This window comes from Orlajensenia flava (assembly GCF_004801905.1).
Taxonomy (GTDB): domain Bacteria; phylum Actinomycetota; class Actinomycetes; order Actinomycetales; family Microbacteriaceae; genus Orlajensenia; species Orlajensenia flava.
Genome location: NZ_SSSN01000002.1, coordinates 1 through 15,707 on the forward strand (window position 1 = coordinate 1; position 15,707 = coordinate 15,707).

General features: G+C 62.9%; 14 protein-coding genes. 6 read left to right on the forward strand and 8 right to left on the reverse strand.

The features are described from left to right. The coding region (locus tag E6C70_RS00400; RefSeq protein WP_136421190.1) for an LCP family protein at positions 1–605 on the forward strand (605 nt) is incomplete at its 5' end. Between the two features lies 1 nt (position 606). Here E6C70_RS00400 and E6C70_RS00405 read toward each other — a convergent pair. Next, positions 607–1,563, reverse strand: coding sequence for a glycosyltransferase (locus tag E6C70_RS00405; RefSeq protein WP_136421192.1), 957 nt, complete (start codon positions 1,561–1,563; stop codon positions 607–609). A gap of 105 nt (positions 1,564–1,668) precedes the next feature. Here E6C70_RS00405 and E6C70_RS00410 point away from each other — a divergent pair, with 105 nt between their 5' ends. Continuing rightward, on the forward strand, positions 1,669–1,890 hold the full coding sequence (locus E6C70_RS00410; protein ID WP_136421194.1) for a hypothetical protein: 222 nt from the start codon (positions 1,669–1,671) through the stop codon (positions 1,888–1,890). A 35-nt stretch (positions 1,891–1,925) separates the two neighbouring features. Continuing rightward, entirely contained in the window at positions 1,926–3,374 is a 1,449-nt protein-coding gene (locus E6C70_RS00415; RefSeq protein ID WP_168770823.1) for a glycosyltransferase family 2 protein, read from the forward strand. 6 nt (positions 3,375–3,380) lie between these two features. Here E6C70_RS00415 and E6C70_RS00420 read toward each other — a convergent pair whose 3' ends face one another. From E6C70_RS00420 to E6C70_RS00435, 4 genes are all read right to left on the reverse strand, one after another. Next, positions 3,381–4,472, reverse strand: coding sequence for a glycosyltransferase family protein (locus tag E6C70_RS00420; RefSeq protein ID WP_136421198.1), 1,092 nt, complete (start codon positions 4,470–4,472; stop codon positions 3,381–3,383). A 3-nt stretch (positions 4,473–4,475) separates the two neighbouring features. After that, positions 4,476–5,324 (reverse strand): dTDP-4-dehydrorhamnose reductase, encoded by an 849-nt coding sequence (rfbD, locus tag E6C70_RS00425; RefSeq protein WP_136421200.1) that lies wholly within the window; start codon positions 5,322–5,324, stop codon positions 4,476–4,478. Beyond that, positions 5,321–6,316, reverse strand: coding sequence for a dTDP-glucose 4,6-dehydratase (gene rfbB, locus E6C70_RS00430; protein ID WP_136421202.1), 996 nt, complete (start codon positions 6,314–6,316; stop codon positions 5,321–5,323). The genes rfbD and rfbB overlap by 4 nt, the downstream gene beginning before the upstream one ends. A 73-nt stretch (positions 6,317–6,389) precedes the next feature. Next, positions 6,390–7,823 carry a hypothetical protein gene (locus E6C70_RS00435; protein WP_136421204.1) on the reverse strand — a complete coding sequence of 478 codons (1,434 nt, stop codon included), beginning with the start codon at positions 7,821–7,823 and terminating at the stop codon, positions 6,390–6,392. A 317-nt stretch (positions 7,824–8,140) separates the two neighbouring features. Between E6C70_RS00435 and E6C70_RS00440 the strand changes: the two genes are divergently transcribed. After that, a complete protein-coding gene (locus tag E6C70_RS00440; RefSeq protein WP_136421206.1) occupies positions 8,141–8,749 on the forward strand; it encodes a dTDP-4-dehydrorhamnose 3,5-epimerase family protein in 609 nt (202 codons plus the stop codon). A 1-nt stretch (position 8,750) separates the two neighbouring features. Beyond that, complete coding sequence (gene rfbA, locus E6C70_RS00445; RefSeq protein ID WP_136421208.1) at positions 8,751–9,614, forward strand: glucose-1-phosphate thymidylyltransferase RfbA; 864 nt, start codon at positions 8,751–8,753, stop codon at positions 9,612–9,614. Here rfbA and E6C70_RS00450 read toward each other — a convergent pair. Genes E6C70_RS00450 through E6C70_RS00460 form a run of 3 tightly spaced genes read right to left on the reverse strand, consistent with a single transcriptional unit; the run spans position 9,568 to position 12,601 of the window. After that, positions 9,568–10,485, reverse strand: a complete 918-nt coding sequence (locus tag E6C70_RS00450) for a glycosyltransferase (protein ID WP_136421209.1) — start codon at positions 10,483–10,485, stop codon at positions 9,568–9,570. The genes rfbA and E6C70_RS00450 overlap by 47 nt on opposite strands. After that, positions 10,482–11,690, reverse strand: coding sequence for an ABC transporter ATP-binding protein (locus E6C70_RS00455; protein ID WP_136421211.1), 1,209 nt, complete (start codon positions 11,688–11,690; stop codon positions 10,482–10,484). The genes E6C70_RS00450 and E6C70_RS00455 overlap by 4 nt, the downstream gene beginning before the upstream one ends. Beyond that, positions 11,687–12,601 (reverse strand): ABC transporter permease, encoded by a 915-nt coding sequence (locus E6C70_RS00460; protein ID WP_136421213.1) that lies wholly within the window; start codon positions 12,599–12,601, stop codon positions 11,687–11,689. Before E6C70_RS00460 ends, E6C70_RS00455 begins: the two co-directional genes overlap by 4 nt. 185 nt (positions 12,602–12,786) lie before the next feature. Between E6C70_RS00460 and E6C70_RS00465 the strand changes: the two genes are divergently transcribed. Further along, positions 12,787–15,690: a hypothetical protein gene (locus E6C70_RS00465; RefSeq protein WP_136421215.1), complete on the forward strand. Its 2,904-nt coding sequence runs from the start codon at positions 12,787–12,789 to the stop codon at positions 15,688–15,690. Positions 15,691–15,707 lie beyond the last annotated feature (17 nt).

The window sequence follows — 15,707 nt, forward strand, 5'->3', positions numbered from 1 at the left end:
AGAGCCCCGACATGTACCCGGACGCCGCCAAGAACGGCAGCCAGCCCGGCATCGAGGCCATGCGCGACGTCGCCGAGGGCATCACCGGACTGCCGATCCAGTACTACGTGCTGATCGACATGCAGGGATTCTCCGACCTCATCGACGCGCTCGGCGGGGTGGACATCACCGTGACGGAACGGGTTCCCCTCGGCGGTGACGAGGACCTCAACGGTGTTGCCGAGTGGTTCGAGCCCGGTAAGCAGCACATGGACGGCTACCACGCGACGTGGTACGCCCGGTCGCGACACGGTACGAGTGACTACGACCGGATGGCGCGCCAGCGCCAACTGCAGGATGCCGTGCTCAAGCAGTTCAACCCGACGAACGTGCTGGCGAAGTTCCAGGGCATCGCGGCGGCGGGCGCGCAGGTTGTGAAGACCGACATCCCGCAGTCGATGCTCGGGTATTTCGTGGATCTCGCATCCAAGACCAAGGAGATACCCGTCACCAATGTCGAGATGGTGCCGCCGACGGTCGACCCGACCGACCCCGATTACGGCGTGATCCAGGCCATGGTGAAGGCGGCGGTGTTCCCGCCGAGCCCGACGCCGAGCGCCAAGTAGGTCAGCGGGTTAGGAGACGGTGCAGTCTCGGTGGGATCTTGCCTCGAACTCTTGCGAGGCCGTGGACGGTCCCGGCGAGAACAGCGATCGCGTGTCTTCCGCGCTGCGGCCCACTGGCGACCGCATCAAAGGTGGGACCGATCTGGCGCTTGATAACGGCTAGCGACCACCGTCGGTGCCTCCGGGCGAACCGGAAGACCATATCGATGTTGTTGCGGGTGATGTAGTACTGCCGGAACGGCGAGTGATATTGATAGAGCGCCGGTCGTCCATCCCGGGTCACCTGGCGGCCGAACGGACGGTAGGGCACCATCTCGCCGAGACTGTGTCGGATGTCGGTCCCGGTTGCCACGGCAATGCGGAATCCGCGTTCTCGAATCCGCACGCAGTACTCGGTGTCCACACAATCGATGACCAGCCGCTCGTCGAAAAGGCCCCCCATCTGCAGGCACTCGCGGGAGATGACGAATCCCGACTGGATGGCCTCGGGGACGAGACCGAGGCCTTCTGGCGAACGTAAGGAAGGAATGGATGGCGCGCCATTAACTGCGTCAGCGCATACGACGCCCAGCCGTGTCACGGGATTAGCGACAGCGAAGGTAGCCAGACAAGCCTCCACGTACCCGTCGGGCAATGCGGTGTCTTGGTCGATGTTGAGGACATAGTCTGCTCGGTCCGCAAGGGCGGCTCGCACGCCGGTGTTCAACGCTGCAGCAATGCCCGAGTTGTTGGACAAGCGCAAGACGATGACGCTGTCCGAAGCGATCGAGTCGAGTAGAGGGTTGGCCCCGGGCCCACTGCCGTCGTCGACCACGAACACGCGATCGACTTGTCTGGAGAGGGCTTGCACGTGAAAAAAGACCTCTGCATCGGGATGGAAGGTCGGCACCACCGCCACTACCCGAACCGACGCATGCTCGGCGCCATCGAGAGCGGTCGGGGCTTCGGGAAGGAGCATTAAGCTAGTTTAGGTCGGTCAGTTGGTGGGAGAGGACGCGTTGTGCGCTTAGAACACGGGGGGACGTGGCTCGAATCTCGAGGCGATGCTCTACCCACTGTGGCAATGGTCGAGGCAGAGCACGAGCTCGCGCTCATCGACAGAGTCATCGGCCTCGAGATGCAGGTGGAAGAACTTCGCCGTCTCGATCGGCTCGACCCCGCCAGCTCCCTTGCCCAACGCGAGTCGGTCGCCGCTCTCAAGGAGACCTTCACCTGGCGGGCGGGGCGCGTGATCACTCTGCCCATTCGTGCGGCGCGATTCGCCAGGCGGGTGATTCTGCGGTGATGAATGGGTCCGAGTCCGCGGGTAGTGCGATCTGGGTGAGCTCCGTCGGGTTAGATGCCGAGCAGTTGCGTGCCGCCGTCGATTCGGCCGTTGCGCAGGTGCCGCATGAAGACGTTGTGGTGGTGGGTCGGCACGGCGAGGCGGAGACAGTGGGCAGGGCTTCCGGAGTGATGGTGGTAGACGACGACGGAGCGTCATTGTCCGCGCTGCTGGCTTCGAGCTCCGCGAAGGCGATCATTGTCCTGCGGTGGGGCACCCTCGCGCCGGGCGCGGTAACTGAGATCGAAGCGTTTCTCCGCAACAACGTCGGAGTCGACGTGATCTACGGAGATTCCGTCACTTCGAACGGTGCCCCCTTGTTCCGACCGCTGTTCTCTCCAATCCGACTACGGTCGAACGACTACCTCGGACCTGTTGTCGCCATCCGTATTCACGTGTTGAAGGCGATCGGTGGCATCGATCGGCACGCGGCCCGGTCGCACGTGCTCGAAGTCGCTCTGCGGGCCCACGACGCTGGAAGTGTCATCAGTCTCCTCCCGGTAGTGATCGCACGAGAGGACCTAGCGTTCAACGACTTTTCCGACACGGTCGAGGCCCAGAGGGCCGCCGTCGGACGCTACCTCGCAGCCAAGGGCGTTGACGCTCGGATCGAAGAAGTGGCACCGTTCGTCCGCCGCATCCGCTATGACGTGGTCGGCGCCCCGCTCGTCTCGATCGTCATCCCGACACGAGGCGGCAGCGCTGTCATCGCTGGCGGCGATCGAGTGCTCGTCGTGGAGGCCGTGCGCGGGATCATCGAGCGGTCGACTTACCGACACCTCCAATTCGTCATCGTTGCAGACCTCGACACGCCAGTCGCCGTCATCGAGGAGCTCGAGGTGATGTGCGGCGATGCACTCCGTCTGATCGCATGGACGGACGAGTTCAACTTCAGCGCCAAGATGAATAGGGGGGTGCTAGCGGCCGACGGCGAGTACGTCGTTCTGCTGAACGACGATGTCGAACTTGTCTCTCCCGATTGGATCGAGACGATGGTCGGACTGGCACAGCAAGATGGTGTCGGAATCGTCGGCGCCATGTTGTACTTCGAGGACAGCACCTTGCAACACGCCGGACAGGTCTATGTGGGTGCCGTCGCCGGCCATGCGGCATTCGGCTGGCCAGGCGGCCAGAACGATTCGATCATGTCGCTCTCGGTCGACCACGAGGTGTCGGGTGTCACGGCGGCCTGCGCCCTGATGCGTCGAGATCTGTTCTTGGAATTGGGAGGCTTCACCCTCGCACTTCCGGGGAACTACAACGACGTCGATCTGAACATGAAAGTGAGGACGGCTGGCTACAGCGCGGTGTTCTCACCCTGGGTGAGGCTATACCACTTCGAATCGAAAAGCCGCGACCCGAAGATCCTCGACTCTGATCTCTTAACGCTGCAAGCGCGCTGGGCGGGACTCATGCAGGTCGAGATGTATTCGCGAATGCTCTGAGATCGCTCAGAGGTCGGCGTGCAGCCGCCAGATCTGCTCTCCGGTTTCTCGCCAGCTGAACAGGCGTTGTCTGTCCGCGACAGCGATCCGACGACGGCTGAGCTCTGACTCATCAGCCAGAAGTCTCTGCGTGGTTTCGGCCAACGCGGCGGCAAGGTCGGAATGGGCCGCAACGACTCCTACCGCTGCGTCTTGAGCGATCTCCGCGTAGGCGGCGTCGGCCAGATGCGCGACAGGCGTGCCGACAGCCAGCGGTTCCAACAACAGTTCTGCTTCGTCGCCGCCGTCCGCGGCGAGAACGAAGATCTCAGCGCGAGAGATGATCACCGCGCGGGTCGCTCCATCGGCGTCCACGATGACGAGATCGCTGGGCTCAGGCGACGGTTGCGAAGTCGTCTCGGCTAGCGCGCCTCTCTGCAGAATGACGACTGATAGCTCATCGTCACCCAGACGGACTTTCTTCGAGATCTGCTCCGCGAGCGCCCGATTGCGCACATGGCATGCGATCGCGACGTACCGCTTCGGAAGTCCGAGAGATCGTGAATGGGCTTCGGGATCGGTGGGTAGAAGCAGGTCGGTGGGCGGAGCGACAGGGATTACGCGTATTCGATCTCCGAAGTCGGCAATCTCCGTCAAACGTCCCGCGAGCGCATGAGTGGCGACGACGACGGCATCCGCGCTCTTCCGTGCGCGGCGCAGCATCGCTTTGGTCCAAGCGACGTCGACCGGACGCAGGCTGGCCGGATGGCGCCAGGCGTCCAGATCACGCACCGTCACCGTCGTCTGATCCCCATCAGACCGCGAATGACGCTTCAACGGTGCGAGGAGACTAGGCGAGTGAATGAGGCCCCCTCCGCTAAGGGTGACTCCCAGCTGCCACGCGACGGCCAGCTCTCGCGATGCCAAGGCGGCGCGCACGATGGGCGCTCCGCCGATTTCGCTGCCGCCCTCCGCGCTGCCGGCCCCGATGAGAGCTTCGACGTCGCAGTTCGCGGGAGCGGTGAGGACGAGTGAAGTAGTGATGTCGCGCGCAAACGCAGCGCCTGGCTCACCGCCTGCCGAGAAGCCCACATCTGCGATAACCCGAAGTGTCGTCATTCGTCAGGACAGCACTCCATGCCGGCTGGCGTCGGCGAGCGCTTCACGCCAATGGCGCATGGGCGGCAGTCCCGCCGCCGCCCACCCATCGTGTGCCAACACCGAGTAGGCGGGGCGTGGTGCTGGGCGCGTGAAGCTCGCGCTGTCGGTCGGGGTGATGCGATCGGCATCCAGCCCCGCCTCCTCCAGCACAGCACGGGCAAAGCCGTACCAGGTCACCTGCCCGGAATTCGTCCCGTGGTAGACGCCAGCAGGAGCGTTCGCATCGAGGAGATCGACGACTCGTTCCGCGAGATCGCGCGTCCACGTCGGCTGACCGACCTGGTCGTCCACGACCGCCCACGTCTCCTTGAGGGCCGCCAACTTCAGCATGGTCTTGGCGAAGTTCGGTCCGTGCTCGCCGTACAGCCAAGCTGTCCGGACGATGATTGTTCCGTCGGGGTTGGCCCGCTGTGCTCGCCGCTCGCCCTCCGACTTGGTGCGGCCATAGGCCGAGACGGGCGCGTGCGGATGATCCTCTTCGTATGGCGACGCCGCCGAGCCGTCGAACACGTAGTCAGTCGATATCTGCACGAATCTGGCCCCGTTCACCGCGGCCGCAATGGCGAGGTTCTCCGCACCGTCCGCATTCACCTTTCGAGCATCTTCCTCGTACGACTCGGCGTCATCAACCTTGGTATAGGCGGACGCGTTGATCACGACGTCATGGCCTTCTACAGCGATTCCAACATCATCCGCGTCCGTGACATCGAGGTCAGCTCGGGTGAGAGCAGTCACGTCTCTCCCTGCAAGGACCTCCTGCAGGTCGGCTCCGAGCATGCCGGAGGCTCCAGCGATCAGGTAGCGCATCATCGGCCCTGCGATATGTAGCGGGCTTCCGTGGCGTCTTTCTGCGGTGCCCACCACGCCTCGTTCGAGCGGTACCATGCGATCGTGTCGGCGAGGCCGGCGGCGAAGTCGGAGTAACGCGGAGTCCACCCGAGTTCCGTGCGCAGGCGAGACGAGTCGATGGCGTAGCGCAGGTCGTGACCCGGCCGATCGGTGACGAGATCATAAGCGTCCCACGGTTGATCGAGCTCGGTCAGGATGAGCTCGACGACCTCCCTGTTGTTCTTTTCTCCATCAGCCCCAATGAGGTACGTCTCGCCGATGGCGCCCCTCTCAAGGATGGTGAGCACCGCGGAGGAGTGATCGTCGGCGTGGATCCAGTCACGGACGTTCTCGCCGGTGCCGTAGAGTTTCGGCCTCTCTCCGCGCAGGACGTTGGTGATCTGACGAGGGATGAACTTCTCGACATGCTGGTAGGGACCGTAGTTGTTCGAGCAATTGGAAATGGTGGCTTTCACGCCGAAGGAGCGCACCCACGCGCGTACCAATAAGTCGCTGCCGGCCTTGGTGGAGGAGTATGGGCTCGATGGGTTGTAGGGCGTGTTCTCGGTGAAGCGTCCGGGATCATCGAGCTCGAGATCGCCGTAGACCTCGTCGGTCGAGATGTGGTGGAAGCGCACCCCGGTCTTGCGGGCGGCTTCCAAGAGCGTGAACGTACCGATGATGTTGGTGTCGAGGAACGGCCGCGGATCGTCGAGAGAATTATCGTTGTGCGACTCGGCAGCGTAGTGGACGACCGCGTCGTGCTCCCCGAACAGCCTCTCGACGAGCGACGCGTCGCCGATGTCCCCACGAACGAAGGAGAACCGCTCCGCCGGAAGGCTGTCGAGGGACGCGAGGTTGCCGGCGTAAGTGAGCTTGTCGAGCACAGTGACGGAGTGTTCGGTCTCGTCGATGAGGTGGTGAACAAAATTAGAGCCGATGAAGCCGGCTCCGCCGGTGACGAGAATTCTCATTTTCTCTCCTGAATCGCAGTGCAAGGCCGGAATGAATTCTACGGGCAGTCGGGAGAGTCAGTTTCGACCACCGTCAGAGGGCGGCCGCTACCACGCCAAGAGAGCCGACAACGCCCATCGCGGCAAGGAGGACGCCGAAAGGTCTCCTGTTGAATAGCGACAGCACGAGCAATACGAGCAGTGGTGAAAGAGCGATCGAGTACCGCCCCACGATCCCGAAATCGAATCCGAAAGTAAGCCAATTCGAGAGACGAAGCGCTGGGGGATACAGCAACAACGTACCGACGGTTCCCGCTGTCAGGACGTAGACAGGGCTGAGCACTCGTTGCCGCGCCTGAGCGCGAGGTGGCAGGGCTGAGGACATCACGCCACCGTCCCGCAGTATGATCCGAAGGACGACGAGAATGAGCACCCCGAGGACGAAGACTGTAATCCACAGCGGCATCCCCGTGGCGGCCGCTCTGAGCACCCGGCCGACTAAGGTCTGCGGGCGCGCCCAGATCCCCATCGATTCAACCCACGGCGTATGCAGATTTACGAACTCGGTGACCATGCCAACTATCGCGTCCTTCTTCCCAGTGGGCGCGATAAAGCCGAACAGCGCCTTGTTGGGCTGAGTCGCCGTGATCCGGATGTACTGGCCCCAAACAATTATCGGCGTCAAGATTGTGCCTACCAGAACCCAGAAATGCCACCATCGCGGTCGCCACGATCCTTCGAGCCGCCAACCCAGCCGCTCAGCCACTAAGGTAACCGCGATTAGAAACAGGAAACCCCCAACGGGGAGGGAATCCGTCACCGCGACGAGCGACGCCAAAGCGGACGCAATCACGAACCAGAGGAACCCTTTGCCTCGCACAATCCAGAGTATGCCCGTCCCCGCGATGAGCGAGCCGGCCAGGATGGCCGTCGAGCCGGGATTGACCAGAGTACCGAGCAACACGATCATGGACGCGGCCACCGGGACTGTCGTCGCAGCGATCAGCCTTCCAGTTCGCATCCCGATTGCCCAGGCGAACAGTGCGCATGAAATAACGCCCGCGATTGTCAAGATGGCGCTGTAGATTCGGACGGCCGAGATAGTAGCTATTAGGCCGGTGTTTCCTGTGACCCAGGCAGAGAAATCGGCGAATAGGGCGGCGCCGATGAAGTAGGTCGGGTAATGGATGTACCCGCTGGTGTATTTTCCGGCTGGCAGAGTGGACACGGTGAACCGCTCGTCCCCGCACGGATAGGGCGATCCCGCTTCGTGGCCCACGCCGCACGACCACTGATCGACCAACCCTTGCGTGTACGGCGCGCCTCGCCAAGGTAGTTCGCCGCCCAACACGCGGAGGACGTAGTCGTAGTGCACGTGTTCGTCCACTACTGACATTGGATGGCCGTCGCCAGCGAGGGCGAGTAGGCCGGCGGAGAAGACGGCGATGACGACTGCAGTGCTGACCAAGGTCCACATGCGGGCGTGACGGCGCAGTGACCGGATGATCCGCGCGAACCATTCGGACATGGTGTGCTGGCCCTTTCGCGGTTCCTGAGGTCACCCTCCGGCAGGTGATCCATCTCACCCTATTGGGGCAGCGCCGTAATGTCGTTCGCTTCGGCTCATCCAAAAGCAACGAACAGTATCAATCGCCCGGAGGCCTCGGTCGGCCAGCCGCGAACGGCCATCTGGTCCTCAATGATCCGCAGGGCGAGTCGCGCTCATGGCATCCAGTGAGACCCACCTGAAGCTCGACGGCCCGAAGACCATCAGGTTCCGATGGCCGCACGCGCCCCTGCACAGGCGGACGTGCCTCGGACGTGTCGTTGCATAAACTGGACGGCGTGCAGATCAGAGAACTGAAGATCCCGGACAGCTACGAGATCACTCCTCGGCAGTTTCCCGACGAACGGGGCGTGTTCCTCGAATGGTACCGGTTCGACCGGCTCGAGGAGGCGGTCGGTCACCGGCTGGACCTCGCGCAGGGAAACACCTCAGTCTCCCGTCGGGGCGTAGTGCGGGGGATCCACTTCGCGGATGTGCCGCCGAGCCAAGCAAAGTACGTGACGGCCAATCGTGGCGCCGTCCTCGACTTCGTCGTCGACATCCGGGTCGGATCCCCCACTTTCGGCCAATGGGACTCGGTGCTACTCGATGACGTCGACCGGCGGGCCATCTACATCGCGGAGGGGCTGGGCCACTGCTTCGTGGCGCTCACTGACGACGCGACTGTCAGCTATCTCGTCACGACCTCGTTCAACGCAGAGCGTGAGCACGGCGTTGATCCCACTGATCCGGAGGTAGGTCTGCGCTTCCCAGTCGATGCGGACGAGCTTCTGCTCTCTCGGAAGGACACCGGGGCGCCGAGTCTGGCCGAGGCAGCGGCGTCCGGGCTGCTCCCGACGTGGGACGGGGCGCGAGCGTACTACGCGTCGCTCGACGGGAAGGCCTGACATGCGTGGAATCATCCTTGCTGGTGGATCCGGTACCAGGCTCTGGCCGATCACCAAAGGTATCTCCAAACAACTCATGCCCATCTACGACAAGCCGATGGTGTACTACCCACTGTCGACGCTGATGATGGCGGGAATCAACGAGATTCTGGTTATCACGACTCCGGAGTACAACGACCAGTTTCGCGCCCTGCTTGGCGATGGTTCCGCGCTTGGCATGCGCATCGAGTACGCTGTGCAGCCCAGCCCTGATGGACTCGCTCAGGCGTTCATCATCGGCGAGCAATTCATCGGCACCGAGTCGGTGGCTCTCGTACTAGGAGACAACATCTTTCACGGAACCGGGCTCGGATCGGCGCTACGAGGCAACCACGAGATCGACGGGGCGCTCATCTTCGCTTACCACGTCAGTGATCCCACCGCGTACGGAGTGGTCGAGTTCGATGCTGACAATCGCGCGATCTCCATCGAGGAGAAGCCCGTGGCGCCCAAGAGCAATTTCGCAGTTCCCGGCCTCTACTTCTACGACAACCGCGTCATCGAGATCGCGAAGACCATCGAACCCAGCGACCGTGGAGAGCTCGAGATCAGCACGGTCAACGATCGCTACCTCCAGCAGGGGAAGCTCGGAGTGCAGGTGCTCGATCGAGGGACGGCTTGGCTCGATACCGGCACGTTCGAGTCGATGATGCAGGCATCGGAATACGTGCGTGTCATTGAGGATCGTCAGGGATTCAAGATTGGATGCATCGAAGAGATCGCCTGGCGCGCCGGGTGGATCGACGACGATCGCCTCGCCGAACTGGCAGCACCCCTTGTCAAGAGCGGCTACGGCGCCTATCTGCGCCGGCTGATCGCCCGCTGACGAATCCGCGGGCGCGACGCTTGGCGAATATCGATCTAACTCGCAATCCGAGAAGCAGGCAGGCACGCACGGGCCAGAGCAACGTACCGGCGTACTTCTTCTGGATGAACCGCTCAGCGCTATCGTGGTGGGCTCCGATCATGGCCTCTGATTCGCCAGCAGTTGAGTGTCCGCCGGTGTGCGTCACCTCAGCGTCCGGCAGGAAACGATTTCGCCACCCGGCGCGGCCGAACCGGTAGCCGAGGTCCACGTCCTCGAAGTACATGAAGAACTCTTCGTCGAAACCGCCGATCTGCTCAAAAGCGCTCCGCCGCACGAGGAGGCACGAGCCAGACAGCCAACCCGCGTCACGTACATGGTCGTAATCCTCGATCCGGTGGTAGCGCGCGGTCCAGGGGTTGGAGGGCCAGACACCGGAGAATAATGCATGCCCGATACCGGTGCGCAAGCTCGGTACGGACCGGGCGGACGGGTATGTCGCTCCCTCCTCGTCGCGGATGAGCGGCCCGACCGCAGCGATGTCAACCTGAGTATCGCCCTCGTGAAGCATCGCGTCTATTGCGCCAGCATGGAAGACGACGTCGGGATTGGTTATCACTATCCATTCCACCGACGTGGGCAAGCTGCGCACTAACGCGTTGATTGCGGCCCCGTATCCGGGGTTTGACGGTAGCGCCGTGTACCCGCCGCCCGCCACCCGGACGGCATCTTCTGTTCCAGCCTGGGACGGTAGATTGTCGGCCACCGCGAGCAGGGTCGGGTGATCGGTCGCGTCGCGTACGCTGTCGAGCATCGTGGCGATCTCGCCCGCCGACCCATAGCTGACCGAGAGGACCGCGACGATAGGGCGCGCGGGACGCTGGTCAGTCATGCCGTCTGCACCGACTCCACTCGCCCGCGGGCGTCGAACTGCACCACACCTGCTCCCAATGGGTCGTCGTCGAAGTCGAGGAAGCTTGCCGGGTCGAGGAGCGCCAAAGGGGTACCATCCGTTTGCGTCGCACCAGCGGTCACGACGAGGCGCTTCACCCCGAAGTTCACCGCAGGCAATTCAAATCGAATGTCGTAGCGCCCGGGTCTCGTAGGCAGGTCAATCCCAAGCCCCTCTGTGTTGAGCCGATAGATGGCTTGGCCGAGGGGGGTGAGCAGACTGAATCCGCTGATCCAGCCTACGGGTCGGCGGACTTCGGCGTGAACAATGAGAGCGATATCGCTGCCTCGGCGGAGCGGACCCGCCGGGAGCGCGTGACCGCCCACGGATTCCACGGTGACGCCGAGGATCTCGACGGCACCCGCGTGGTGGTCGGTGGCAGCCTCATGCTCGACCCTGTCCCGCTCGTAACCGTCGCGTAGGATGCGGATACCGGTTCCCACGTCTCCGTCATGGACCACGCGCCCCCCATCGAGCACGATGGCTCTCGTGCACACGTCGGCGACCTGCTCGGCAGAGTGGCTTACGAGCACGATCGTTCGACCCTCTTTCTGGAACTGGCGGATCTTGTTCATGCACTTGAGCTGGAACGGTTCGTCCCCGACGGCGAGCACTTCGTCCACCAACAGCAAGTCGGGGTCGGAGTGCACCGCCACAGCGAAGGCCAGCCGCACATACATGCCGGACGAGTAGAACTTCACCTGGGAGTCGATGAACTCGCCGATTCCTGAGAAGTCGACAATCTCGTCGAACACGGCGTCCGTCTGGGCGGTGCTCATGCCGAGGATCGCGGCGTTCAAATAAACGTTGTCGCGGCCGGATAGGTCAGGATGGAATCCTGCGCCGAGCTCAAGAAGCGCGGCGACTCGACCGCGACGATAGACGACGCCGTCCGATGCCTCGACGATGCCTCCGATGACCTTGAGAAGGGTGCTCTTGCCTGATCCGTTGTGGCCGATAAGACCGACAGTTTCACCCAAGGCGATGTCGAATGAAATGTCGTCGAGGGCGAGGAATTCGGTTCGCGATTTGGAGCGCGAGCGCCAATAGAGGATGCGGTCCTTGAGGGACTTGTCCTTATGAATTACAAACTTCTTGGACACGCTCTCGGCACGAACCAGGGGCTGAACTCCGATGTTGATCATAGTTCTTGCGCAAAGTTCGCTTGAAGTCGGGAGAACACGCGTTGACCTATCCACAACAGAACGAGACAGACAGCGATGGCAGTGAGCATGTTCAACCAGAGCGAATCAGGCCAGAACTGGGCTTTGTCAGAACTGCCAGCCACCCAGAGAGCCTTCTGCATGCCGAGTACCGCGAGCGTCACCGGGTTGGCGAGGTAGATCTGTTCCCAGATCGTGCCTCCGATCGCCTTATGAACCAACCCGGTGGAGTAGACGATGGGAGATGCCCAGAACAACACCAGCAGCAAGATCTCCACAAGGTGCTGCACGTCGCGCAGGTAGACATTGAGTGCCGAAAGAACCAGTGCGAGCGCTGTGGCGAAGACGAGAATCAAGATGACTGACAGGGGCAAATAGAGGATATCAAGGGTCAGAGGGGGGCGACCCAACACGAGCGTTGCGACGATCAGAATAGCCAGTTGCACGGCGAAGTTGAAAAGTGCCGCGCCCACGGCGGCTAACGGGAAAATCTCGCGCGGGAGGTAGACCTTCTTTACAAGTCCGCCATTGTTGACTACAGAATTCGTGCCTGACGTGATGATCTCGCTGTAGAGAGTCCACGCGGTCAGCCCGGTGAAGACGAAGATGGCAAAGTCAGGAATCGAGCGCGCGGCGCCGAGAACTTGGCCGATCGCGACGTAGTAGATGAGCAGCTGCGCGAGTGGGCGCATCAGAGACCAAACGATACCGAGGCTGCTGTTCTTATACTTGGCCTGAATCTCGCGAGTGATCAGGCGCCAGAGGAGCTGGCGATGCGACGCTACCTCGCCAACCGACGACCATGTTCCTCGTCCGAATGAACGGTCGCGGCCGATGCTCTGAAGGGGTTCAGCGACGGTCCGCACGGTGCCGCCCGCGTTCGCTTCGGTCATCTTTCCTTCACATCCCACCACTCACAATCCAGACGATCCTACCCACTCGTTTCCGCGCGAGCGCCCATACGCCTCGCGTCACCGGAAAGGGGGTGCTGTGTCTTGCGGGCTCATTCGTGCGATGCTGTTCTAACCTGAACCCGCGTCGCACGTGGGTCTGCGGCGCATTTTCATGAGGGGTGCCGATGATGACCGGGAAGAAAACGTGGGCAGCGCTGATCGCCGCCGCAGCCGTTATCGTCGCGCTCCTTCTCGCGCCGGCCGGCCCGGCGACCGGCCTCGCAGGCTCGCAATTCAATGCGGGCAACATCATCAGCGACGGTAATTTTTACAACGGCGCGGCCATGTCAGAGGGCGAGATACAGAATTTCCTTCAAGCGCGGGTGGGTAGCTGCGCCAACTCGAACTGTCTGGCCATTCACCGAGAGGACACGCCGACCCGCACTTGGGGCTTCGGCACTTGCTCGACATATGTGGGCGCGTCCGCCGAGTCGGCCGCTCGTATCATCTTCAAAGTGCAGCAAGCCTGCAATCTGAGCGCGAAAGTCATCCTCGTAACACTCGAGAAGGAGCAGGGTCTCGTCACTGACCGTGCGCCGTCCGACGGGACGATGCGCAAGGCGATGGGCTACGGCTGCCCCGACACCTCGGTATGCGACTCGACCTATTACGGTTTTTTCAACCAAGTGTTCGCGGCAGGACGCCAGCTGACCTGGTATAGCAATCCAGGCGGATCATTTACCTCGATTCGCGTCGGCCAATACAACGCGATCAGGTTGAACCCCGACGCGAGCTGCGGATCAGCAAATGTCTGGATTGCCAATAGAGCAACAGCGGCTTTGTATTACTACACTCCCTACACGCCGAATGCTGCGGCTCTCAGCAACCTCTACGGCACGGGCGACAGTTGCAGTGCTTACGGAAACCGAAACTTTTGGCGCATCTACAACGATTGGTTCGGTGCATCGGTTGGCCCCGACGGGCCCACCCTCATCGCCGCTGAGTACGCGGCGCAAGGGGGTGCTGCCTCGCTAGGTGTTGCTGTCAGCGGCGTGCTTCCGATCTCGGAGAACGGCGGCGGACTCGGTCAGGCGTTCGCGAACGGATCGATCTATTGGTCGGCGTCGACGGGCGCCCTCACCGTGCGAGCAGGTGCCATCCGCGATTACTACTTCCGATTCGGCGGCGCCGGCGGATCGCTCGGTTGGCCGACCTACAACCAGTCGCCGATCGCCGCCAATGGCGGCGGGTCGGCGCAGTCATTCACCGGCGGATCGATCTATGCTTCCCCGGCTGGTGCCTTCGCGGTATCAGCCGCAGCGCGACGGGGCTATTTCACCCAGAGTGGCGCCGAGGGCGTGATGGGATGGCCTAAGGCCGATCAGGTCTGCGACCTTGCCGGTGGGGGTTGCTCGCAAGCGTTCCAGGGCGGCAACGTCTACTGGACGCCTGGTACCGATTCCTACGCTGTCTTCGGGCCGATCTCGGCGGCCTTCATGGCCTCCGGTGGGACCGGCGGTCCTTGGGGCCAGCCCGTCAGCGATCTCGTTGTGGCTGGCTCGGGCTCCGGCCAGGCCTACAGCAACGGATCGGCTTATGCCAATGGATCAGGGCCCGCCTTCTACGTCAGCGGTCCCGTCAGGGACCTGTACTTCGCACGAGGCGGCGCAACGGGTTCTCTGGGTTTCCCAACCGCATCGCAGCGCTGCGACCTGCCGAACGGGGAGTGCACGCAGCCCTTCCAGTACGGCGCCGTCATCGTCACCAAAGCTGGCGTCGCGCGCGTCGCTTCGCCGGAGATCGAAGCCGCCTACGCGCGTAACGGCGGAGCCGGCGGGCGTTTGGGCCAGCGCTCCGGCGAACTTCTTTACTATTCGGCTAACGGCGGCGGCCTGGCCCAGGCCTACGTTGGAGGGCCCGTCTATTGGAAGCAGGGGCTGGGAGCGTTCGCCGTCACCTCGAAAATCAAGGACGCGTACTTCGCAACCGCGGGCGCGGCTGGTCCTTTCGGGTGGCCCAAACAGGACGCTCAGTGCAATAACGCCGCCGGTACCTGCACGCAAGCATTCGAGGGTGGAACCTTCTTTTCCTCGGACTCGGGCACGTTTGGCGTCATGGGGGCAGTCCTGGCCGCCTACACTGCCTCCGGAGGGCCTTCCGGAGCGTGGGGAGCGCCGCTCTCCGGATCGATCGGCGTCAGCGAGAACGGTGGAGGACAGGGCCAAGCGTTCGCCCAAGGATCGGCGTACGCCGCGACACCCGGTCCAGCTCGCTTCGTGTCGGGAGCCGTCCGCGACACGTACTTCGCTTACGGCGGAGCCGCCGGAGTCCTCGGATTCCCCACGGCGGATGCGCAATGCGGATTGCCGGGCAACGGCTGCGCCCAATCGTTCCAGAACGGCTCTATCTACTGGAGCAGCGCCACCGGGGGCCAGATCGTGACCGGCGCATTCGCGGCGAAGTACTTCGCCGCGGGCGGCGCGACCGGGGCGTGGGGAATGCCGCTCACGGGAGCCCAGTTCATCGCCCCGAACGGCGGAGGTTTCGGCCAAGCATTTCAGTCGGCCTCGCTTTACAGTGCAACGGGCGGTGCTCCATTCGCGGTGACAGGTGCGATCCGCGACTACTACTTCTCGACCTCTGGGGCCGCCGGTGCGCTCGGTTTCCCCGTCTCCGACGTGGAGTGTGGTCTGGCAGGCGGCTCGTGCCGCCAAGCGTTCCAGGGCGGGACGGTGTTCTGGAGTGCCGCGACCGGGGCTCAGACAGTGGCTTCGGAATACCTGACCAAATACACGGCGTCAGGAGGGCCGGCCGGTACATGGGGCCTGCCGACGACTTCCCTCTTGGCTGTGAACGTGTCCGGTACGGCTCAGGCGTTCCAGAGCGTGTCGGCGTACCGGCTTGGAACCAGCGGGGTATTTGCCGTAGCCGGGGGGATTCGCGACTTCTACTTCGCTCGAGGGGGCGCGACGGGCGTGCTCGGGTACCCGACGGGTGACGCTGCGTGTGGCTCGAACGCGGTCTGCAGCCAGCAGTTCCAAGGCGGGCGCGTGTCCTACTCTTCCGCAGCCGGAGGGACGATCGGCTGATTGCAGGTCGGTGCTGG